Here is a 21,762-nt window from a genome sequence, read left to right as displayed (position 1 = left end):
AGACGGAAATCACCGGACGGTCTGCGGGGAGTCGGGGACCTGGGACGGGGGAGGTACGGCAGCATATGGAAATGCCACGTCCCCTCAGCGACCTTCCCAAGGCCCACCTGCACCTGCACTTCACCGGCTCCATGCGGCACTCCACCCTGGTGGAGCTGGCTCGGCAGCAGGGCCTGCACCTGCCGGACGCCCTGGAGCAGGACTGGCCGCCCCGGCTCCGGGCGACCGACGAGCGGGGCTGGTTCCGGTTCCAGCGGCTGTACGACATCGCGCGCTCGGTGCTGCGCCGGCCGGAGGACATCTACCGGCTGACGCGGGAGACCGCCGAGGACGAGGCGGCCGAGGGGTCGAGGTGGCTGGAGATCCAGGTGGACCCGTCCGGGTACGCCCAGCGGTTCGGCGGGCTGACGGCCACGCTGGAGCTGGTGCTGGACGCGGTGAACCGGGCCGCCGAGCACGCGGGGATCGGCATCGCGGTCGTGGTGGCGGCCAACCGGACCCGCCATCCGCTGGACGCCAGGACGCTCGCCCGCCTCGCGGTGCAGTACATGGACCGGGGCGTGGTCGGGTTCGGGCTCTCCAACGACGAGCGCCGCGGCCGGGCCCGCGACTTCGACCGGGCGTTCCGGATCGCCCGGGGAGCGGGGCTGCTGGCCGTGCCGCACGGCGGGGAACTGCTGGGCGCGCACAGCGTGGCGGAGTGCGTGGAGGACCTCGGGGCCGACCGGGTGGGACACGGGGTGCGGGCGGCGGAGTCGCCCCGGCTGATGGAGCTGCTCGCGGAGCGGCGGATCACCTGCGAGGTCTGCCCGATGTCGAACGTCGGACTGGGGGTGGCCGAACGCCCCGAGGACGTGCCGCTGCGGCGGCTGTTCGAGGCGGGGGTGCCGATCGCGCTCGGTGCCGACGACCCGCTGCTGTTCGGCTCCCGGCTGCTGGCCCAGTACGAGCTGGCCAGGCGGGTGTACGGCTTCGGCGACGCGGAGGTGGCCGAGCTGGCGCGGCAGTCGGTCCGGGGGTCGGCGGCTCCGGAGACGGTCCGCAAGGACATGCTGAAGGGGATCGACGACTGGCTCGCGGCGGACGGCCCGGCAGCCTGACCGGTTTCCGGGCCCGCGTTCAGGGACCCGCGTTCAGGGACCCGCGTTCAGGGGGCCGGGCTCAAGGAGGCGGGCTCAAGGGGCGGCCTGAGGGAGGGCGGGTCCGGAAAGGGGCGGGTCGAGGAGGGTCGGTCGGGGTGAGTCACTGGACCGACTGGGCGATCTCGCGCGCTCGTTCCCGGTCGGGGACGCCCTCCAGGCGGAGGCCCACCCCGCCGCGCTGCCAGATGAGGGTGGGGCCGGAAAGCCGGGTCGCGACCGGCGGCCCGCCTCCCCGGGGCAGGTAGGACAGCCCGTGCTTGGCCGGGATCCACGACGCCCGCGAGCCGTCCACGGTCGTCTCCTCGGGCCAGGGCGGGCCCAGTTCCTTGCGGAAGACGACCTCGAGCATGCCGTCGAACTGGTCCAGCCTGACGCCGGGCCACACCATCGAGACCACCCTGCCGCGGTCGCTGATCCTGACCTCGTCCGGCTCCCCGAGCTCCGCGGGGACGACGATCGGGAACACGACCTGCCGGCGGGCCTCCTCCAGGGTGGTCACGCCCTCCCTGGGCAGCGGGCTCGGGCTCCCGGACGGCAGCGGCCCGGGATCGCCGGTCCGCAGCTCGATCCCCGCGAACCTGAGGATCTCGACCACGGCGGCCCGTCCGACGGGGGTGGCCCCGAAGAACAGGGCGACGAGGACGGCGACCACCGAGATCACGACACGCCGCAGCCGTACACGGGCGCCGGGCCCCGCCGTACGCTCTGCCCGCCGTACCGGCGCTGGGAGAAGGCGCCACCCGCGGCGAGGGCGCGGCGCGGGACGAGACGGATCCGCGGGCGGCGACGGCTCCGGGGCGGAAGGCGCCGGAAGGGACCGATCCGCAGGTGACGGCTCCGGGGCGGAGGGGGCGGGGGCGTCCTCGGGGAGGGCTTCGAGGCGGGCCCGTACGGCGCGGGCCGTCTCGGCGGGGGGCGGGGCGGGGATGTCGAGGGAGTCGCCCAGCGCGAGGAGCATGACCTCGATGTCATCGATGCCGTCGGTGTCGTCGATGCCGTCGATGTCGTCGGGTTCGTCAGGCGAGGTCACGGTCCACCTCCTCACGCAGCCGGGCCAGGCCGCGGGAGGTCCGCGACTTGACGGTTCCGACGGGCAGGTCGAGCACCTGGGCGGTCTCGGCCTCCGACAGTTGCAGGAAATACCGGCAGACGACGGCATGACGTTCCCGCTCGGGAAGCGTACGCACCGCCGCGAGCAGCCGGGCACGACGGTCGGTGGCGACCACGGCGCCCTCGGGGTTCACCGGGTCCGCGGGGTCCTCGGCTCCCGGGCGGCCGAACCCGGTGAGCTTGACGGTGAGCTCGGCGCGGCGGCCCCGGGAGCGGGTCAGGTTGTGGGTCTCGTTGGCGACGATCCGCAGCAGCCACGGGCGGAAGGGCGCGTCACGGCGGAAGGTGGCCAGGTGGCGGTAGGCCTTGACGAACGCCTCCTGGACCACGTCCTCGGCCTCGTCCCCGGCGCCGAGCATCGCAGCGGTGCGGTGCGCGAGCGCGCTGTAGCGGGTGACCAGTACCTCGTAGGCGGACAGGTCACCGGCCAGGGACCGGGCGATCGCCTCGTCGTCGTCCGTCTCGGGGCTCCTTCAGCCGTCCCGAACAGGGTGCACCACCGGATGTTCTGACAGATTCCATCGCATGAGGCCCCCTCAGCGGAAGTCCCGGATCATGGTCGGGGCCGCGGCGCCGTCCGGGTGACCGCGGGAGACGGGAAAAGCCCCGCGGAGACGGGAAAGGCCCCGCGGCACCCGGAGGGTCAGGACTCGGAGTCCGGGAAATAGCCGAGGGCGTAGGCCACCGCGGCGTCGGGATCGTCGTCGTGGCCCTCGGCGAAGGCGGCGTCGTAGCTCTCGTCGCCGATCAGCTGGCGTGCGGTGCGCTCGGCCACGGTCCTCGGCTCCGACATGCTCTCCGAGCCGAACCCCTTGAGCCCGAACGTCGTCCACAGCCGCATGCCCGAACCCTGGAGCCGTGCCGTACGGTGCCCGTCGCCCCGGACCGCGGCGATGATCGCGAGCTGGTCGAGGGCGAGCGCCACTCCGGTGGTGTCCCGGAGCCGCCACTTGGCGTCGAGCGACTGCCGGGCGGCGCGTTCGGCCTCCTCCACCCGCCCGAGGCCGAGCTGGGCGATGGAGAGCACGTAGTCGCCGTAGGCCCGGGCCCAGCGTTCGCCACGGCCGTCGCACAGGCGCTGGGTCTCCTCCAGCACGGTGATGGCCTTGTCGAAATTCCCCTGCCAGGTGGCCGCCATGGCCACGGTCACCAGGGCGAGCGGCTCGCCGACGGTCATGATCTTCGCCTTCCGGAAATGCTCGCGCACCCGCTGGATGCTGGGTTCGACCTCGTCCAGGGCGCCGACGCACAGGGAACGGGTGGCCAGCCGGAGCTGGGCGTGCCCCGCGGCCGCGTAGTCACCCCAGTCGAGTGCGGCGGCGAGCGCCGCCTCGGCCCGGTGGCGGCCGGACTCCAGGTCCCCCTGGGCCATGGCCACGCAGCCGTCGGCCCACAGGAGCTTGGGCAGGCTGGGGTCGGTGATGGGCGCCGCCTCGATCGCCCGCTTCATGTAGTAGCGGCCCTCCTGCATGCGGCCGAGGCAGAACCAGAGGATCCAGAGCGTCCCGGCGAGCTCGATGGACATGGAGCTGGACGGTGACCCCGAGTCGAGGGCCAGCCGGAGGTTGGTGATGGAGAAGTTGAGTCTCTTGGCCCATTCCTCCTGGTCGGGGCCGTACCAGTTCTCGTCGGCCCGGCGGGCCAGGTTGAGGTAGTAGTGGCGGTGCCGCAGGGCGAGCCGCTCCTCCTCGCCGAGCCGGGCCAGCCCCTCCCTGCCGTACTCCCTGACGGTGTCGAGTTGCCGGTATCCGCCGGGGACCCGGATGAGCAACGAGCTCTCCACGAGATCGGCCAGTACGGCCGGCACGTCCGGCAGGTGCTCGTCGCCGCAGACCCAGACGGCGGCCTCGGCGTCGAAGGGGCCGGCGAAGACCGACAGGCGCGACCAGAGCAGGCGCTCCTCGCGGCTGCACAGGTCGTGGGTCCAGCCGACGGCCGTGCGCAGCGTCTGGTGGTGGGAGACGAGGGCGCGGTTGGCGGAGAGCGCGGCGAACCGGCCGTCCAGGCGCTCGGCGAGCAGGTCCGGGGGCATGGTCTTCAGCCGTCCGGCCGCCAGCTCGATGGCGAGGGGGATGCCGCCGAGCCGGCGGCAGATCCGGACGGCGGCCCGCAGGCCGGTCTCGTCCCCGGCCAGACCGGGCGCCGTGGCCGCGGCACGGTCGAGGAAGAGGCGGAGCGCGTCGTTCTCCTCCGGCCCGGCGGGCTCAGCGGGCTCAGCGGGTCCGGCCGGCTCGGCGGGGTTCGGGACCGGGAAGGGTTCGAGGGGCAGGATCGCCTCGCCGGGCAGGTTGAGGGGCTGCCGGGAGGTCGTGACGATCCGCACGCCGGGCGCCCGGGCGAGGACCGCGGCCACCAGCTCTCGGCAGGCGGGCAGGAGGTGCTCGCAGGTGTCGAGCAGCAGGAGGATCTTCTTGCCCGCGAGGAAGTCCAGGAGCACCTCCCGCTGGGGCCTGGTCGACTCCTCGCGGAGTCCCAGGACGGCTGCGACCGTGTGCGGCAGCAGGTCGCCGTTGCGCTCGCCGGACAGCTCGACCAGCCAGGCGCCGTCCAGATAGGAGTCACGGCATTCCTCCGCGACTTTCACGGCGATCCGCGACTTTCCGACGCCTTCGGCGCCGACGATCGTGACCAGAGATGTCTCGGCCAGCAGTTTTGACAGCTTTCCGACCTCGGCCTCGCGGCCGATGAAGCTGCACGTCTCCGTAGGGAGGTTCCCCCGCCACCATGGATTCGGCATCCGTTCGCGCTCCTTCCACGTGAGAGCCATGAAACCTGGCCAGAGTCACGCCTGGGGGCGCCGGGGGACACCGGGTAGGGATTTCTTCTTCTCGGTGGTAAATCTCATCCCGCAATAGGGCTGGAGTTCTTCTCAGCCTTCTTTAAAAATATGAGTCACCCGCATTTATAAACCGATTCACCCTAAACGATGACAAAATATGATAAGTTGGATCTTGTGGACCCCTCGCCGGACCTTCATGATCAGAGCCGAGTTCGATGAACCGCGCCGAAGGAAGGCGCACTAGACTCTGCCTGTCCCTGACCGTGGCCGCCGCGCCACGGTTTTCTGCGAGCTGGACGGAAACGCATGTCTGGGTATGACCGCGTAGTACAACCCGCGGCCGGCGACGGGGCCCTGGAGAACCACCTCGGTGGCGACGAGGCCAAGAACTACCGGCAGTACGAGTTCGACATGGTCGCCCCGCACGTGGGTCGCTCCCTGCTGGAGATCGGCTCCGGCCTGGGCCACTTCGCCGAGCAGTTCCTGCCCCGCCTGGACCGGCTGGTGGTCAGCGACTTCGACCCCTACTGCGTGGAGCAGCTCACCAAGCGCTTCGCCGACCACGACGACGTCGACGTGCTGCAGTTCGGCCTGCCGACCGAGATCCCCATCGGGGAGAAGGTCGACACCGTCGTCATGATGAACGTCCTGGAGCACATCGAGGAGGACGTCGAGGCCCTGCGCTCGCTCGCCGCGGTCACCCTCCCCGGCGGCCGGATCGTCATCTGGGTCCCCGGCTACATGCAGCTCTACGGCGACTTCGACCGCAAGGTCGGCCACGTGACCCGCTACACCCCCGCCACGCTGCGCAGCACGGTCTCCAAGGCCGGGCTCGACATCGACGTGCTCAAGCCGATCAACTTCCTGGGCGGCATCGCCTGGTGGGCGGCGGTCCGCCGGGGCGGCGTCGGCTACCCCGACCCCCGTCTCGTGAAGATCTACGACCGCACGGTCGTGCCGGCCACCCGCTTCATCGAGCGCTTCGTCCGCCCGCCCTTCGGCCAGACGGTCTTCTGCGTGGCCCGCGTCCCGCGCTGACGCGCCCCCGGTCCTCCAACGGTTCCCGGCGCGGGCACACGCGCGCGAGTGGCGCTCCGGGCCACCCGCCCCTTCTCGGGATGCCTACCCGGGCGTAACGTCGGTTGCATCCGCGCCCGAGGAGGTCACGATGACCGAGTACGCCAAGGCACGCGAGGTGGCCGAGCAGGCCCGTGAGAAGGCATGGGTCCGACCCAGCTTCGGCAAGCAGCTCTTTCTCGGTGATTTCCGCCTCGACCTGGTCTACCCCCCTCCGGCCCTGGCGGACGAGGAGACCAAGCGGGGAGAGGAGTTCCTGCGCACCCTGCGCCGGTTCCTGGACACCCGGGTGGACCCGGCGCTGATCGAGCGGACCGCGCGGATCCCGGACGAGGTGATCAAGGGGCTCGCGGCGCTGGGCGCGTTCGGGATCACCATCGAGGAGGAGTACGGCGGGCTGGGCCTCAGCCACCTCTACTACGGCCGGGCCCTGATGCTCGCCGGATCGTACTGCGGGGCCGTCGGCACCCTGCTGTCGGCGCACCAGTCGATCGGGGTGCCGCAGCCGCTGAAGCTGTTCGGCACCCCGGAGCAGAAGCGCGCCTTCCTGCCGCGGTGCGCGAAGGGGGAGATCTCGGCCTTCCTGCTGACCGAGCCGGACGTCGGCTCCGACCCCGCCCGGCTGGGGACCACGGCCACGCGCGACGGCGACGACTACGTGCTCGACGGCGTGAAGCTCTGGACGACCAACGGGGTCGTGGCGGGCCTGCTGGTGGTGATGGCCCGGACCGGCACGGGCATCTCCGCGTTCGTGGTCGAGGCGGACAGCCCCGGGATCACCGTCGAGCGGCGCAACGCGTTCATGGGCCTGCGCGGCATCGAGAACGGGGTGACGCGGTTCCACCGGGTCCGGGTCCCGGCCGCCAACCTGATCGGCCGCGAGGGGCAGGGTCTGAAGATCGCGCTGACCACGCTGAACACCGGGCGCCTGTCGCTGCCCGCCTCCTGCGCCGGGAACGCCAAGTGGGCGGCGAAGATCGCTCGCGAGTGGGCGGTGGAGCGGGTGCAGTGGGGGCGCCGGATCGGCGAGCACGAGGCGGTGGCCCGAAAGGTCGCCTTCATCGCCGCCACGGCCTACGCCCTGGAGTCGGTGATGGACCTGACCTGCCGGATGGCCGACGACGAGAGCAACGACATCAGGATCGAGGCCGCCCTGGCCAAGCTGTACGCCTCGGAGATGGCCTGGCGGGTCGCCGACGAGCTGGTCCAGGTCCGGGGCGGGCGCGGCTACGAGACGGCCGGGTCGCTGGCCGCCCGGGGCGAGCGCGGGGTCCCCGCCGAGCAGCTCCTCCGCGACGTCCGGATCAACCGGATCTTCGAGGGCTCCACCGAGATCATGCATCTGCTCATCGCCCGCGAGGCGGTGGACGCGCACCTGTCGGCGGCCGGGGACGTCATCGACCCGTCGGTGACGGGCCGCGACAAGGCCCGCGCCGCCGCCCGCGCCGGCGGTTTCTACGCCCGCTGGCTGCCCACGCTGGTCGCGGGCACGGGCAACCGGCCCGGGGCCTACGCGGAGTTCGGGCCGCTGGCCCGGCACCTGCGCTACGTGGAGCGCACCAGCCGCAGGCTCGCCCGCTCCACCTTCTACGGGATGTCGCGCTGGCAGGGACGCCTCGAGTACCGGCAGGGCTTCCTCGGCAGGATCGTGGACATCGGCGCCGAGCTGTTCGCGATCACCGCGACGTGCGTGCGCGCCCAGGAGGAGGCGGCCGACCTGGGGTGCAAGCCCACCGAACTGGCGGACGTCTTCTGCCGGCAGGCGCGGCTGCGCGCCGACGCGCTGTTCCGCCGGCTCTGGTCCAACACCGACGCCCGTGACGTACGGCTGACGCGGTACCTTCTGGACGGACGCTACGACTTCCTGGAGGAGGGCATCCTCGATCCCTCGATCGAGGGACCGTGGATCGCCGCCGCCGAGCACGGGCCGTCGGCCGAGGAGAACACGCACCGGCCGATCCGCTGAGCTCCCCGGATGTGTGGGTACGGTCCGCGCCCCGCCGTACCCACACCCATCCCGGCACCCGTCCCCGCACCCGTCCCCGTGCCCGCCGTGCTCCGCCGGGCCGGCCCCGCAGCGGACACGTCGGGAATCAAATGGCTTGCACGCCCCGGGAGCCCCGGCATACCGTCGACGGCATGTGGATTAACTCCTAGGAAGCAGGCGTCGATCAGCCCGTGCTGATCCGCCCGCGCTCAGCTCTCCGGCCCCGTTCGCCTGACGCGGCAGCTGAGTCTCCGGCACGGCCCTCACGCGGCGCCGCGTCGTCACAGATCCTGAAGGAGTCCATATGCGAATCCACTCCGGCACGAAGCCGTCCGGGAAGAAGAAGCCCGGCACCACCGATCTCCCGCTCCCGCAGCGGGCCATGCCACCAGCGCCCCGGCAGATGCCCAAGCCGCATGTGCCGATGAGGCCGACCCAGCAGCCGCGCCGGATTCCCGGCAAGGGCGGCCGCTGAAGAGGAGACGCCGCGGTCCCGCCCACTACGGGACCGCGGCGTCTTCCTTTCCTCGACTCTTCAACGGGTGGCGCCGGGAGCCCGCCAGCCCCGGCGCCACCCGTCGTGTCGTGGCCGCGCCGGGGACGCGGCCGGTTGGTCCGGCCCTCGCGTCCCCGGCGCCGCTCGCGGCTCCCGATCAGATGGTCAGAGCCGCTCGATGACGGTGACGTTGGCCTGGCCGCCGCCCTCGCACATGGTCTGCAGGCCGTACCGGCCGCCGGTGCGCTCCAGCTCGTGCAGGAGCTTGGTCATCAGGATCGCGCCGGTGCCGCCGAGCGGGTGGCCCAGGGCGATCGCGCCGCCGTTCGGGTTGACCTTCGCCGGGTCGGCGCCGATCTCCTTGATCCACGCCATCGGGACGGGGGCGAACGCCTCGTTGATCTCGGTGACGTCGATGTCGTCGATCGACAGGCCGGAGCGCTGCAGCGCCTTCTGGGTCGCCGGGATCGGCGCGGTCAGCATGTAGACCGGGTCGTCGCCGGTGAGCGCCAGGGTGACGATGCGGGCGCGCGGGGTCAGGCCGTGGTCGCGGACCGCCTGCTCGGAGGCGATCAGGACCGCGCCGGAGCCGTCGGAGATCTGCGAGGAGGTGGCCGCGGTGATCCGGCCGCCGTCGCGCAGGGTCTTCAGCTCCGCCATCTTCTCCAGCGTGGTGTCCGGACGCGGGCCCTCGTCGTCCTCGACGCCGTTGATCGGGGCGATCTGGTCCTTGAAGTAGCCGTTGGCGATGGCCTTGGCCGCCCGCTGGTGGCTCTCGTAGGCGAAGCGCTCCAGCTCGTCCCGCTTGAGGTCCCACTTCTCGCACATGAGCTCGGCGCCGCGGAACTGGGAGATCTCCTGCTTGCCGTACCGCTCGACCCATCCCTCGCCGAACGGGAAGGGCATGCCCTTCTCCAGCGCGGCCGTGATGCTCGATCCCATGGGCACGATGCTCATGGACTCCACGCCCGCGGCCACCACGAGGTCCTGGGTGCCGGACATGACGCCCTGGGCGGCGAAGTGGATCGACTGCTGGGAGGAGCCGCACTGGCGGTCGATGGTCACGCCGGCGACGTTCTCCGGCAGACCCGCCGAGAGCCAGGCGTTGCGCGCGATGTCCATGCTCTGCGGACCGAACTGCATGACGCAGCCCATGATCACGTCTTCCACCGCGGAGGGGTCGACGCCCGTACGGTCGATCAGGGCCTTGAGCGTGTGCGCGGCCAGATCCGTGGGGTGGACGGTGGACAGGCCGCCCTTCTTCTTTCCGACCGGGGTACGGACCGCCCCGACGATGTACGCCTCTGCCACAGTGCCTCCTGGGTTCCGTCCCTACTCAGACCGGACGATGCAAACCGAGCATTATTCGGTCAGTAGGAGGTTACAACAGAACATCCGTCTACGCCCTCCCCGGGGAGGATGATTGTGATTGCCATAACACTCACATCCGCGCGGGAGACGAGAGGTCCCCGCCCGGTGGCACCGGACGGGGACCGCGGCATCCGCCGGCGCTGTGGCGGAGCAGGATCGGCGCGGGGTCAGCGCAGGTAGACCCTGGGCTGCGGCGGGGCGGACATGCCGGATCCGATGAAGAAGCCCGGGTGCGGCGGCTGGTTGTAGGCCGTGTTCTGCCAGGCGATGGCCACGCGGTACTGGGTGTCGTGCATCAGCGTGTGGATGCGCCGGTCGGTCTGGTGGGGCGTGCTGTAGATCCGCAGGGCGGTGTTGTCGCCCGTCGGCCAGACGACCTCCTCGCGCCAGTCGCCGAACAGGTCGCCGGAGAGCGACGGGGTGGACTTGGTGCCGTTGTTGGAGTGCACGCCGGAGGCGGTCAGCAGCCGGGTCTCCCCGCCCGTGCCGTACTTGTCGACGCGGGTGGCGTCCACCAGCTCGCGCACCGGGTCGCCGTCCCACCAGGCCAGGAAGTTGATCGAGGAGGGCTCCCGGCCCAGGGACGCGCCGGTGGTGCTGCGCAGCGTGGTGTCCCGCGCCGACCACGACTCCGCTCCCGGGCTCCCGGCCCAGATGTCGGCCGAGACGCCGCGGCCGTTGTCGCCGCCGGAGGCGGTGGACCACAGCACCTGACCGGTGCGGGCGCTGGCGAACCACGAGCCGGGCTTGGAGGAGTCCTCGCTGACCTTGAAGTACTCCAGGCCGGCCCGGGACGGGTCCAGGTCGCCCAGGTGCGCCGCGTCGCCGTGGCCGTTGCGGGTGTTCCACAGCGGCGAGCCGTTGTCGTCGACGGCGGCGGAGCCGAAGACGATCTCGTCCCGGCCGTCGGCGTCCACGTCGCCGATCGTGAGGCTGTGGTTGCCCTGCCCGGCGTAGGTCGTGCTGGAGTTGGAGTCGAAGGTCCAGCGCTTGGTCAGGGTGCCGTTGCGGAAGTCCCAGGCGGCGATCACGGCGCGGGTGTAGTAGCCGCGCGACATGATCAGCGAGGGGCGCTGCCCGTCCAGGTAGGCGGTGCCGGCCAGGAACCGGTCCACCCGGTTGCCGTAGGAGTCGCCCCAGGAGGAGACGGTCCCGCGCGGCGGGTCGTAGTTCACCGTGGACACCGCGGCGCCGGTCCGGCCGTTGAACATGGTCAGGTACTCCGGACCGGCCAGGACGTAGCCGGAGGAGTTGCGGTGGTCGGCCGAGGACGAGCCGATCACCTTGCCGGTGCCGTCCCTGGTGCCGTCGGCGGTCTTCATGGCCACCTCGGCCCGGCCGTCGCCGTCGTAGTCGTAGACCTGGAACTGGGTGTAGTGCGCCCCGGCGCGGATGTTGCGGCCCAGGTCGACGCGCCACATCCGGGTGCCGTCGAGCTTGTAGGCGTCCACGTAGACGTTGCCGGTGTAGCCGGACTGGGAGTTGTCCTTGGCGTTGGACGGGTCCCACTTCAGCACGAACTCGTACTGGCCGTCACCGTCGAGGTCGCCGACGCCGGCGTCGTTGGCGGCGTAGGTGTAGGCGACCCCGTCCGGCGTGGTGCCGCCGGCGGGCGCCTGGATGGGGACGTCCAGGTAGCCGTTGCCGAAGCGCAGCGACGGCTCGGAGGCGGCCTGCTCGGCGCCGCCGACCACGGCCCGCACGGTGTAGACCGCGTCGGCGGCGGCGCCGGTATCCAGGTAGTTGGTGGAGCCGGTGATCGGCGAGGAGTTGACCTTCGTGCCGCCGCGGTAGAGGTTGAAGCCCGTCGAGGCGGCCTCGGTGCCCAGCAGCCGCCAGGACACCAGGTTGCCGGTGCCGGAGCGCACGCTGATCAGGCCCCGGTCCAGGTCCTCCGCCTGCCTGGCGCCCGCCGGGATCGTCGTCGGGGCCACGGTGGGCGTCTTCGTCGGAGTCACCGTCGGAGTCGCGGTGGGCGTCTTCGTCGGTGTCGCCGTGGGGGACGCGGTGGGGGACGCCGTGGGAGTGGCTGTCGGGGTGGGGGCGGTTCCGGCGGCCTTCAGGGTCCAGCGCTTACTGGTGGCGCTGTCGCAGGAGTTCTGCTGGACGACGGCACCGGTGGCGGTGGAACCGTCCTTGACGTTGAGGCATTTGGCGCTGCCGGTGTTGACGACCCGGTAGACCGAGCCGCTCACCGCTTCGAGTCTCCAGCCTTGGAATGCGCTTTCCCCACAGGCCTGCTGAACGACGGCTTTACCCGCGGAGGTGCTGTCGTCCTTGATCCCGGCGCACTTGCCGCTGTGCGCGGCGGTCAGACTCTGGCCGCCGGAGACGTCCGACAGCTCCCAGGCCTGGTTCCTCCCGCCGTTGCAGGGGTACTGCACGAGCTGCGTGTCGTCAGCGGTGCTCTTGGCGTTCACGTCCAGGCACAGGCCGCTGTTAGCGTTCACAAGAACGTACGGGCCGGCGGCGGGGGCGGACGCCGCCGCCGCGGTTCCCGTCGCCAGGGTGCCGCCGACGGCCACCAGGGCCAATGCGGCGAGGCGTGTTCGGTGCGCAGAGCCGGGTAACGCCATCTTCCCTCCTTTTTGAGAAAGATTGTTGTCTATTCCCGGTATGTCCGAAATACGCGCCACACTCTAGGGCAAAGCTCTCGGCATTTCGATCCCCTGGCGGACGTGCGCACGAGGATACGCACAGGTCGGCCCGCCGCGGCGGGCTGCGTTCAGGCCGACGCTCACCGACGCTCAGAAGACGAGGTCAGGACTCCGTCCGGGATGCCGGGCGGATGAAACGTACACGCCGGAACCGCGCGAGAGCGGTCAGGGCCGGTGCAGCACGACGTAACCGTCGCGCTCGTAGACCTTGCGGTAGCCCTCCCGCAGGGCCTGCTCGACCCGCTGGCGCTGGACGTCGTGCGAGGGGAACGGGAAGGTCCAGCGGTCGACGTCGGCCACGATCCACGGCGAGCCGTACGCGGTCGCCCCCCACAGCAGTACCGTCGTCCGCGAGGTGAGCGCCGGGCCGACGTGGTTGACGGCCTCCACCACCACCCCGTCCGGGACCTCGGCCACCGCCTCCCGGGCCGCCGCGACGTGCGGGTCGCCCTCGTAGAAGGACCACTCGACGAGGTTGCCCAGCGCGAACCGGGGGATCAGGGTGATCCCGATCAGGCACACGCCGACCGCCCAGTGGCTGCCGAGTTCCCGGCGCGCCTCCCGGCCGCGGAACCACCCGCGGTCCCTCACCCCGAGCCACCTGCCGAGCCGGTCCACCCCGTCCACCGCGGCGCAGAACAGGATCGCCACGACGAAGGCGTTGTAGTGGTGCTCGGGCCCCCACCACTGCGGCCGGTCGGCCAGGAACCGCTCGGCCACCAGCGGCAGCGCCGCCAGCGTCAGCGGCGACAGCAGCGCGGTCAGCAGCACCGGCCAGAGCAGGAGGGCCAGCGTGTCGACCTTGACCTCCGGGCTGACGAACTGCCACAGCGCGCCCAGCGGGTCACGCGCGAGGCCGAGAGCCACCTCTCCCAGAGTCTGCCCCCACCTGCCGTAGGCCCAGTGGAAACCCGTCTCGCCCGATCCCGCCAGCGGCATCAGCACGCTGCGGATCATCACCATGGCCCCGAGCGAGAACAGGACGAACGCGGCCCCGTACAGCCGCCTGCGGGTGAGCAGGAGGTAGACGCCGAAGCCCGCCACGAGCAGGCCCATGTCCTCCTTGACCAGCAGCAGGCCGAACGCGGCCAGCGCCGCCGCCGGCATCCGGCCGACGTCGGAGCGCTCAATCATGATCGCGCTCAGCAGCGGGGCGAAGGCCGCCTCGTGGACGTCGAACCCGGCGGCCTGCGCCACCGGCCACGACACCGCGTACGCCACCGCGACGAGGTACGCGCTCCTGGCGCCGAGGCGGCGCTCGGCGTAGTGCCAGATCGGGATCACGGCCAGCGCGAGCAGCACCGCCTGGGCGATGATCAGGGTCTCCGGTCCGTCGTGGATCCAGTACAGCGGGGCCAGGAGGGCGACGATCGGCGAGAAGTGGTCGGCGAGCTGGATGAAGTCCATCCCCTGGCCGTAGTACATGCCGACCGAGGGCTCCAGCGGCGGGCCGAAGCCCGCGTAGCCGCGCACGGCCTGATCGAAGATGACCAGGTCGAAGGTGCTGGCCCGGAAGGTGGCCAGCTTGACCAGGCCGAGTACGGAGTAGGCGGCCGCGGCGACGACGGCGATCGCCAGGAGCGGCGGCAGGTGCGGCCGGTTCCACCACCTCCGCGACGTCTCCCCCGCGCCCGCCTCCCCGGCGGTGCCGGACTCCCCTGACTCCCCTGACTCCCCGGGCCCGGAGGGCTCCGCGGAATCCCCGGGCTCCCGGGGCCCCTCCGGCTTCCCGGTCTCGTCGGTCCCGGAAACGATGCCCGCGCTCATGACCGGCGGGTGCTCGTCATCGTGGCGTAGGCGATCACGTTGTCCGTGTAGTGACCGGTCGAGCGGTTGTAGGTCCCGCCGCACGTGATCAGGTGGAGCTGCGGGCTGGGATAGGTCCCGTACACCCGCTGCGTCGGGAACACCGACTTCTCCGCCTGTTCCAGGCCGCCCACCGTGAACACCGCGATCACCCCGTCCTGCCGGTGCACCTCGATGATGTCACCGTTGCGGATCTCGTGGAGGCGGCTGAACACCGCGCTTCCCGTCCGCGTGTCCTTGTGCCCCAGCATGACCGCCGGCCCGGCCTCCCCCGCCGTCGGCCCCTCCCGGTACCAGCCGACGAGGTTGGCGTTGTTCACCGGCGGCACCTCGATCGCACCTCGCCTGTCCAGTCCGACGGACTTGATCGGCGCGTTGACGCCGAGACGCGGGATGACCAGCCGCACCGGGGTCGAGGGCTGCATCGCCGGGGCCGCCGGAACGGTCGGCTGCGGCGGGGGCGCGGTCGCGGGCGCCTGGAAATAGGGGTTCGCGGGCGCGGCGGTGTTCTGCTGCGCCCGGGGCGGCAACGCGGTCCGCTGGTCCGCCAGGCCGTACTCCTCGGGCGAGGAGAGCATGAAGATCAGCCCGACCAGCACCGTGACCGCCCCGGCGACCGCCGCCAGCACCAGCACGGAGCGGAGCGCCCGGCCGCCGCCGACCGGGTCCTCGTACGGCTCGCCGTACCCGGGCCCGTACCCGGAGGGGGGGTAACCCGGCGGGACGTAGCCGGGCCCCTGGGGAGCGGCCTGACGGTAGGCGGGCTGCCGGCCAGGCGGGTGACCGGGCCGCTGCTGCGGGTACGGCTGCCCCGGCCCCCCGCGGCCCGCGGGCGGTCCCGGCCACCGGCCGTCCGGCGTCGGCGTGGTCATCCCCGGCTCCGATCAGCCTCGGGCGGCCGTACGGCGCCGCAGCGCCAGCCCGCCGATCGCGGCCCCGCCCACCATCAGCGCACCGGCAAGCATGATCACCCGGGCGTCGGGGCCCGCGTCCCCGCCCCCGCCCGTGGCGGCCCCGCCACCGGGGGTCCTGCCGATCTGGCCCGTCCTGCTCCTCGTGGGGCTCGCCGTCACGGTCTCGAAAACGGTGATCGTCGGCTTCACCGACGGGGTGGCGGTCGTGGGCGTCGAGGTCGGACTGGTCGGAGTGGTCGTGGGCGTCGTGGTCCCCGTGGCCGCCGTGGACGGCTTCACCGTGATCCGCAGCGCCGCCGCCGCGGCCTCAGCCGTCGCGGCCGGGTCCACCGTGCAGTCGTACAGCGTGGCCTCAGGATCAGCCGTATTCGTTGGCGCCATATAGAGCGAGAACCCGTCCGGCTGCACGGCGATGACGCCGGGTGCCGTCGGGGTCATCGTGATCAGTAGGTTCGGCGGCTGGAGCATGGCACCTTGGCTCATCGTGGCAGGAGCTCCGGACGCCGCGACTGAGCGGAGCTCCGAGGGGACGATCATGGGACTGGCACTGATTGCCACATCTGCTTCGACAAGGAGTCTTCCCGGAGTCGGGAACGCCGAGGGCGCGGTGAGGCTGGGCGAGGCCGCGGGCTGGCCGATCTTCCAGGTCGCGACGATCGTGGAGCTCGGCGTCGGATCGATCGGGCCGGTCAGATCCATCTGGAACTTCATGGTGGCGGTCGGACCCCCGGCCGCTCCGATCTGGCACTCGTAGGTCACCGGCTTGGGCGCCGCCACCATGGAGGCGAGCGCAGGAACAGCCCCGAAGAAAAGTCCCGCACCCACCGCTCCGATGGCTGCCGTCTTGGCCATGACGCGCCGCCGCGTCTTGGACTTCAGCACGGTCTGTCTCCATTTCAGTGCGGTTGACCGGCGGGGACACTACCCGCAATTCCAGCCAATGGTCACGGTCCGTCTAGATCTTACGGAGCCTCGCCCCGAAGCGGGAACCCGTTGGTAAAAGGGGCATAGATTCTCTTGTGTCCCAATAGATCATGAGTGGGAGGGGTGACCGCCCAGCAAAACCCCTCCCCGGGTTCAAGGAACGATCAGCGCCGGAGTGGCGGCGGGGACGACCGGGAAGAAGCCCGGCCACCGGTTCCCGCCGATCACTGTGAGGAAGCATGAGGTTCCTGGCCCGCCTGCACCAGTTCCCGCCGCGTCTGGCCGCCGGCGCGCTCATCCTGAACTCGGGCCTGACCAAGGCCTCCGTCGACAAGGAGACCGCGGCACAGCTCCACGGGATGGCCGCGGGCACCTATCCCTTCCTCAAGGACATGGAACCGGAGGAGTTCGTCCGGCTGCTGTCCAGGGCGGAGATCGCCCTCGGTGTGGCGCTGGTGGTCCCCCTGGTGCCCTCGGCGGTGGCGGGCGCCGCGCTCACGGCTTTCGCGGGCGGCCTGCTCGGTCTCTACCTCAAGACGCCGGGCATGCGCGAGGAGGGCGGCCTGCGCCCCACCCACCAGGGCATGGCCCTGGCCAAGGACGTCTGGCTGCTCGGGATCGGCGCCGGACTGGTGGCCGAGGCGCTCTGCCGCGACTGATCCGGCTCCCGTACGGCTCGCTTTCCCGACCCTCCGGGAAATATTGGACCGTTCCCATCCTTGGTGGGCGATTCGCGCTTTATGCCCCTCATCTGGGATAAGGTGACCCGCGATTCGCTCAGAACCGTACAGCTCGCCCAGAGCCGTACAGCCGTACCATCCGGGGGACGTCACGTGCCAGATGCCCGACGCCACGAGGATCTCACTCCCCAGTTACTCGGATCGCCGTTCTGGCACGACCGGATGCTCCAGGACGCGGGCATCCCGGTGTACGACGTCCCGCTGGTGTCGGTGGGCGGAGGATTCGGTTCCTTCACCCTGCTCGACGTGCTGCGGATCTGCGGCGTGCCGGCCTCGGCCATGCGGGTGCTGTCGAACAGCGACACCCCCTGGCAGACCTGGGAGTACCTCACCCGCGTCTCCCAGCTGCCACCGGCGGAGCGCATCCGCTCCGACGCCGGGGCCCGGCCCGACAACATCTGGGGTTTCCCCTCCTACGCCGTGCACGAGGCCTGGCAGGACAAATCCCCCAAACTGCTCTGGCAGGTCCTGGTCGAGCCGGTCTTCACCGACTTCTTCAGCCCCCGGGCCGCGACGGTCTTCGCCACGGTCAAGCGGGAGGCCGACCGCATCTCCTACTGGGACATGCTGCTCAAGGGGCAGGTGCGCATGGTCCGCCGGCGCGACGGCGGCGGCTACTTCACCCTGCTGACCCCGCCCCCGGGCTCCTCGCCGACCAAGCGGGTGGCCTTCCGCTCCCAGTACGTGCACCTGGCGGTCGGCTATCCCGGCCTGAAGTTCCTGGAGGACCTGCAGCAGTTCCGGGAGACGTACAACGACTACCACCGCGTCGTCAACGCCTACGAGCCGCACGAGCACGTGTACGAGTTCCTCAAGACGCGGCCGGGCACGGTGGTGGTGCGCGGCGCCGGCATCGTCGCCTCCCGGGTGCTGCAGCGCCTGATGGACGACCGGGAGCGGCACGGCCTGCAGACCCGGATCATCCATCTGTTCCGCGCGTTCGTGACCGGTCCGCACGGTCGCGGCCCGTGGATGCGGCGCGACGGCGGCGACGGCTGGGCCTACCAGGCGTTCACCTTCCCCAAGTCCGCCTTCGGCGGCCAGCTGAAGGCGCGCTTCCGCCGCCTGGAGGGGGCCGAGCGCGCGGCGCTGTACAAGACCGTCGGCGGCACCACCACGCCGAAGCTGCGCCGCTGGCAGGAGCAGATGCGCACGGGCCGGCAGGGCGACTGGTACCACCCGATGCAGGCCACCGTGCACAAGGTCGAGCCGACCCCGGACGGGCGGCTGGTCAGCTTCGTCAGCCACGGCGACGGGACTCCCGGCCACCACGTCTCGGACTTCATCATCGACTGCACCGGGCTGGAGGCCGACATGCCCGAGCACCGGGTCCTGGCCGACCTGCTGGAGCACGGCGGCGCCCGGCGCAACGGCGCGGGCCGCCTGACGGTCGAGGAGAGCTTCGAGGTGAGCGGTACGGCCAGCGGAAACGGCGCGCTGTACGCCTCCGGGGCGGCCGTGGCCGGCAACCACTTCCCGGCGGTGGACAGCTTCCTGGGCATGCAGACCGCCGCCCTCGACATCGCCGCCGACCTCGCCCGGCGCGGGTTCTGCGCCCCGCTCGGCTCCGGCCGGTCCATCAGCCAGTGGCTCAAGTGGGCCACCGGCCGCCGCATCTGAGCCGTCCCCCTGAGGAGCCCACGCCGTGATCCCCACCCTCGCCGGCCGCCTGCAGACCCGGATCTTCCTGCTCGCCACCGTCGGCGTGGTCCTGACGGCGCTGATCGTGCCGGTGCTGCCGGGCACCACCGGTTCCCTGGCCCGCACGTACGGCACCGCCTACCTGATCCTGCTCGCGGTCGCCGTCGTGGGCCTGTTCTGGGAGCTCCTCTACCACCTGCTGATGCAGTTCCGCTGGGACAAGGACTGGCCGACGCTCTTCGGCCTGGTCACGATCGTCCCCGAGGGCCTGCTCATGTGGGTGCTGCTGGAGCAGGGGCTGATCCCCGGCGTCGACGGCCCGGTCGCCTTCTCCACGTTCGCGACCATGTTCGTGTTCGTCTGGGTCGGCCAGTGGCTGTTCGCCAACGGCCCGATGCGGGTGGTCTCCGTCCAGTGGCGGCTGCGCGGCGGCCGGATCGTCTGACCTCCTCCCGTACCGGCGTACCGGCCCGGGAGGAGTCAGAAGTTCTTCGACCTCCGCAGGGCGGGTGGCCGTCCGTCGGGGTCCACCGCGAGCCGGTACAGCGGCATCGCCAGCATCCTGCGTACCCGGCCCAGCTCGGGCGCCGGGTGCGGGCGCAGCCGTCCCGGCGGTCTCGCGCCCCGGCACCCGCTCCGGTGCCAGGCTTCGAGCGCGTCCGCCGATCGGGCGAACGCGTCGAAGGCGGCCACGGGATCGCATAGATCGTCCACATCGGCGGGGTCGCGGTCCAGGTGCTCGGCGGCCAGGGCGAGGCGCAGCTCCCGGGCGTACCTGCGGGCCCCTTCGGGCGGGCGCGGGTCGGGTTCCTCGTCGATCACCGCGCAGCTCAGCTCGGAGTCGTAGGTCCACGACCGCAGGTTGACGTTGTCCGATCCGACCGCCGCCCACACGTCGTCCACCACGCACATCTTGGCGTGCACGTACACCGGCGTACCCGCGTGGTTCTCCAGGTCGTAGACCGCGATCCGGTCTCCGCCCGCCTGCTTGAGCCTGGCCAGCGCGTCGGCCCTGCCGATCAGGCTGGCCGGCCCGGCGAGCCAGCCGTCCTGGTCGGGGTGGCGCGGGACCACGATGATCATGCGGAGCTCCGGCTCCCGCTCCAGCGCCTCGGCGAAGGGCTCGATCACCTCGGTGGACCACAGGTACTGGTCCTCCAGGTAGACGATCGAGCGCGCCGCCCGCAGCACCTTGTGGTAGGCCCTGGCCACGCTCCGCTCCCCCTGCGGCGCGAACGGGTAGGCGCTGCGCCGGTAGGGATAGGTCCGCAGGAGCTGTACGGCATGCGTCCCCACGGGCTCGGGAGGCGGTCCCGGTTTGGGTAGCGGCGGCACGTCGTCCATCCGCTCGAAGTGGTCGCGCAGCCGCTTGATCGGATGGCGGGTCTCCGGGGCGGGGTCCTCCCAGCGTTCACAGAAGACCGTCTCCACCTCGGCCACGGCCGGTCCCTGGATCATGACCTGGATGTCGTGCCAGGGCGGCCGGTCGCCGTACGCCTTCGGCATGGAGACGGTCTGCGGGTCCCCCCGGTGCTCGGCGTCGTCGCGGCGGCTGTGGCACAGGTCGATGCCCCCGACGAAGGCGACGTCCTCGGCGGAGTTCTCGTCGTGGCGGATGATGACGAATTTCTGGTGGTGCGATCCGCCACGCCGTACCCGGGTGTCCAGCAGACACTGGCCGCCGGTGGCCTCGATGTCCTCACCGAGGTGCCGGTTCTCCTCGGAGCTGAAGCGCAGCGCGTCCAGGTGCGAGCGCCAGATGAGCCCCCTGACCAGCGCTCCCCGGTCCGCCGCCTGCGCCATCACCTGCGCCACGCCGGGGCCGTCGTCGGTGAGCCGCTCGTCGGGATCACCGCGCCAGTCGGCGAACAGCACCAGATCGTTCTTCGTGAGCCGGTCCACGCGGGCCTTGAGTTCGGCGAAGTAAGCGGAACCGTGGATGAGAGGACGGACGAGATTGCCCGTCGTCCAGGCTCCGAGCCGGGTGAACGGGTTGTCCCGCTCCTCCTCCGTGAGGAACCAGTCATCGAGTCTCACGTTCTACGGTTACCCGGCTGCCGCACCGCCATTCCCCACCGATCCCGCTATTCCCCACCGATCCCGGCATACCGCCCCCGAGGACCCGGCCGGCTGCGACCGCTCCCTCATCGCCCTGCTCCTCGCCTGGGAGTTCTGAGGCTGCGGATATCAGGCGCGGCGGGTGGCGGAGAGGGTGGCGTAGACGATGATGTTGTCGGTGTAGTGGCGGGTCTTGGGGTTGTAGACACCGCCACAGGTGATCAGGCGCAGGGTGGCCTCGCCCGTGTTGCCGTAGACCCGCTTGGACGGGAAGGCCTTCTTGCTGACCTGCTCGACCCCGTCCACGGTGAACTCCGCGATCTTCCCGTCCGACCGCGACACCTTGATCTTGTCTCCGCGCCTGAGCTCGCGGAGGCGGCTGAAGACGGCGGCCCTGCCGTTGGCGTTGACGTGCCCCAGGATGACCGAGGGCCCCTGCTGCCCGGGGACGGGACCGTACCGGTACCAGCCCGCCAGGCCCGGCTTGCTCAGCGGAGGAGTCTGGATCGCCTGCTTGGCGTCCACCCCGAGGGGCATCAGCGTGGTCAACACGCCGATCTTCGAGATGGCTATCTTCCGGGGGCTGACGCCGGTGCTCTTGAGCGGCTCCGGCGGCATCACGACGGGCAGCGGCGGCGGCGCGGTGGGCGCGGCGGCCGTCAGCGGCACGTCCAGCCCACCCGGCCCGACCTGCTCGGGCAGCGCCGCCGGGTTCTGCTCCTGCTCCTGGACCTGCGCCGGCTGCTGGTCGGGGCTCACCGGCTGGGGCTGCCCGGGCTGTCCCTGCTCCTGTCCCGGCACCGGCTGCGGCTGGACCTGTGCGACGGCCTCGGGGGCCGGAGGCCCGTAGACCTCCTCCTCGGCGGCCGGGGCGAAATAGGTCAGCAGGCCCGCCATGACCAGCCCGACCCCGCCCAGCGACCCGATCACCAGCAGCGCCGGGAGCAGTATGCCCCTGCCCCGTCCCTTGCCTCCCGGCGCGGGGACGTGCCCCTGCGGGGTGGGGTGGCCCTGGTAGGGGTCCGGCGTGCCGCCGTAGGGAGAGCCTGGATACATCCCC

At 71.4% G+C, this 21,762-nt stretch carries 17 protein-coding genes; 7 read left to right on the top strand and 10 right to left on the bottom strand.

The window, feature by feature from the left end:
• Positions 1-71: 71 nt before the first annotated feature.
• Positions 72-1,100, top strand: coding sequence for an adenosine deaminase (locus tag IEZ08_RS35225; RefSeq protein WP_068921133.1), 1,029 nt, complete (start codon positions 72-74; stop codon positions 1,098-1,100).
• 142 nt (positions 1,101-1,242) lie between these two features.
• Here IEZ08_RS35225 and IEZ08_RS35220 read toward each other — a convergent pair whose 3' ends face one another.
• The 3 genes from IEZ08_RS35220 to IEZ08_RS35210 all read right to left on the bottom strand — a co-directional run bounded on the left by IEZ08_RS35220 (position 1,243) and on the right by IEZ08_RS35210 (position 4,989).
• Positions 1,243-2,172, bottom strand: coding sequence for a hypothetical protein (locus IEZ08_RS35220; protein ID WP_189243899.1), 930 nt, complete (start codon positions 2,170-2,172; stop codon positions 1,243-1,245).
• Positions 2,159-2,653 (bottom strand): RNA polymerase sigma factor, encoded by a 495-nt coding sequence (locus tag IEZ08_RS35215; RefSeq protein WP_268249395.1) that lies wholly within the window; start codon positions 2,651-2,653, stop codon positions 2,159-2,161. Before IEZ08_RS35215 ends, IEZ08_RS35220 begins: the two co-directional genes overlap by 14 nt.
• A 242-nt stretch (positions 2,654-2,895) precedes the next feature.
• Complete coding sequence (locus tag IEZ08_RS35210) at positions 2,896-4,989, bottom strand: ATP-binding protein (RefSeq protein WP_068921131.1); 2,094 nt, start codon at positions 4,987-4,989, stop codon at positions 2,896-2,898.
• A gap of 348 nt (positions 4,990-5,337) precedes the next feature.
• Between IEZ08_RS35210 and IEZ08_RS35205 the strand changes: the two genes are divergently transcribed.
• From IEZ08_RS35205 to IEZ08_RS35195, 3 genes are all read left to right on the top strand, one after another.
• Positions 5,338-6,069 (top strand): class I SAM-dependent methyltransferase, encoded by a 732-nt coding sequence (locus tag IEZ08_RS35205; protein ID WP_068921130.1) that lies wholly within the window; start codon positions 5,338-5,340, stop codon positions 6,067-6,069.
• Between the two features lie 130 nt (positions 6,070-6,199).
• On the top strand, positions 6,200-8,074 hold the full coding sequence (locus IEZ08_RS35200; protein WP_068921129.1) for an acyl-CoA dehydrogenase family protein: 1,875 nt from the start codon (positions 6,200-6,202) through the stop codon (positions 8,072-8,074).
• Positions 8,075-8,399: 325 nt separating this feature from the next.
• Positions 8,400-8,570 (top strand): hypothetical protein, encoded by a 171-nt coding sequence (locus IEZ08_RS35195; RefSeq protein ID WP_189243898.1) that lies wholly within the window; start codon positions 8,400-8,402, stop codon positions 8,568-8,570.
• Between the two features lie 186 nt (positions 8,571-8,756).
• On the opposite strand, the gene IEZ08_RS35190 is transcribed toward IEZ08_RS35195, so the two are convergent.
• The 5 genes from IEZ08_RS35190 to IEZ08_RS35170 all read right to left on the bottom strand — a co-directional run bounded on the left by IEZ08_RS35190 (position 8,757) and on the right by IEZ08_RS35170 (position 16,221).
• Positions 8,757-9,902, bottom strand: coding sequence for an acetyl-CoA C-acetyltransferase (locus tag IEZ08_RS35190; protein WP_068921128.1), 1,146 nt, complete (start codon positions 9,900-9,902; stop codon positions 8,757-8,759).
• A gap of 227 nt (positions 9,903-10,129) precedes the next feature.
• Positions 10,130-12,538: a rhamnogalacturonan lyase family protein gene (locus IEZ08_RS35185; protein ID WP_189243897.1), complete on the bottom strand. Its 2,409-nt coding sequence runs from the start codon at positions 12,536-12,538 to the stop codon at positions 10,130-10,132.
• 246 nt (positions 12,539-12,784) lie between these two features.
• The gene (locus tag IEZ08_RS35180; protein WP_203863503.1) at positions 12,785-14,386 is read right to left on the bottom strand and encodes a DUF2079 domain-containing protein; all 1,602 of its coding nucleotides are present in this window, start codon (positions 14,384-14,386) and stop codon (positions 12,785-12,787) included.
• Positions 14,383-15,297 (bottom strand): class F sortase, encoded by a 915-nt coding sequence (locus IEZ08_RS35175; RefSeq protein WP_068921127.1) that lies wholly within the window; start codon positions 15,295-15,297, stop codon positions 14,383-14,385. The genes IEZ08_RS35180 and IEZ08_RS35175 overlap by 4 nt, the downstream gene beginning before the upstream one ends.
• A gap of 12 nt (positions 15,298-15,309) precedes the next feature.
• Positions 15,310-16,221, bottom strand: a complete 912-nt coding sequence (locus IEZ08_RS35170; protein ID WP_176728368.1) for a hypothetical protein — start codon at positions 16,219-16,221, stop codon at positions 15,310-15,312.
• Positions 16,222-16,502: 281 nt separating this feature from the next.
• Between IEZ08_RS35170 and IEZ08_RS35165 the strand changes: the two genes are divergently transcribed.
• The 3 genes from IEZ08_RS35165 to IEZ08_RS35155 all read left to right on the top strand — a co-directional run bounded on the left by IEZ08_RS35165 (position 16,503) and on the right by IEZ08_RS35155 (position 19,089).
• Entirely contained in the window at positions 16,503-16,922 is a 420-nt protein-coding gene (locus tag IEZ08_RS35165) for a hypothetical protein (RefSeq protein ID WP_068921125.1), read from the top strand.
• Between the two features lie 174 nt (positions 16,923-17,096).
• The gene (locus tag IEZ08_RS35160) at positions 17,097-18,623 is read left to right on the top strand and encodes a hypothetical protein (protein ID WP_084779539.1); all 1,527 of its coding nucleotides are present in this window, start codon (positions 17,097-17,099) and stop codon (positions 18,621-18,623) included.
• Between the two features lie 25 nt (positions 18,624-18,648).
• Positions 18,649-19,089: a hypothetical protein gene (locus IEZ08_RS35155; RefSeq protein WP_068921123.1), complete on the top strand. Its 441-nt coding sequence runs from the start codon at positions 18,649-18,651 to the stop codon at positions 19,087-19,089.
• Positions 19,090-19,124: 35 nt separating this feature from the next.
• Here the strand turns inward: IEZ08_RS35155 and IEZ08_RS35150 are convergent, their stop codons facing one another.
• Complete coding sequence (locus tag IEZ08_RS35150) at positions 19,125-20,681, bottom strand: phospholipase D-like domain-containing protein (RefSeq protein ID WP_068921122.1); 1,557 nt, start codon at positions 20,679-20,681, stop codon at positions 19,125-19,127.
• A gap of 150 nt (positions 20,682-20,831) precedes the next feature.
• The gene (locus tag IEZ08_RS35145) at positions 20,832-21,758 is read right to left on the bottom strand and encodes a class F sortase (protein WP_189243896.1); all 927 of its coding nucleotides are present in this window, start codon (positions 21,756-21,758) and stop codon (positions 20,832-20,834) included.
• Positions 21,759-21,762 lie beyond the last annotated feature (4 nt).

Source organism: Planobispora rosea (assembly GCF_014648175.1).
Taxonomy (GTDB): domain Bacteria; phylum Actinomycetota; class Actinomycetes; order Streptosporangiales; family Streptosporangiaceae; genus Planobispora; species Planobispora rosea.
Note: the sequence above shows the minus strand (reverse complement) of the source record. Positions and strands in the feature narration are given on the sequence as shown.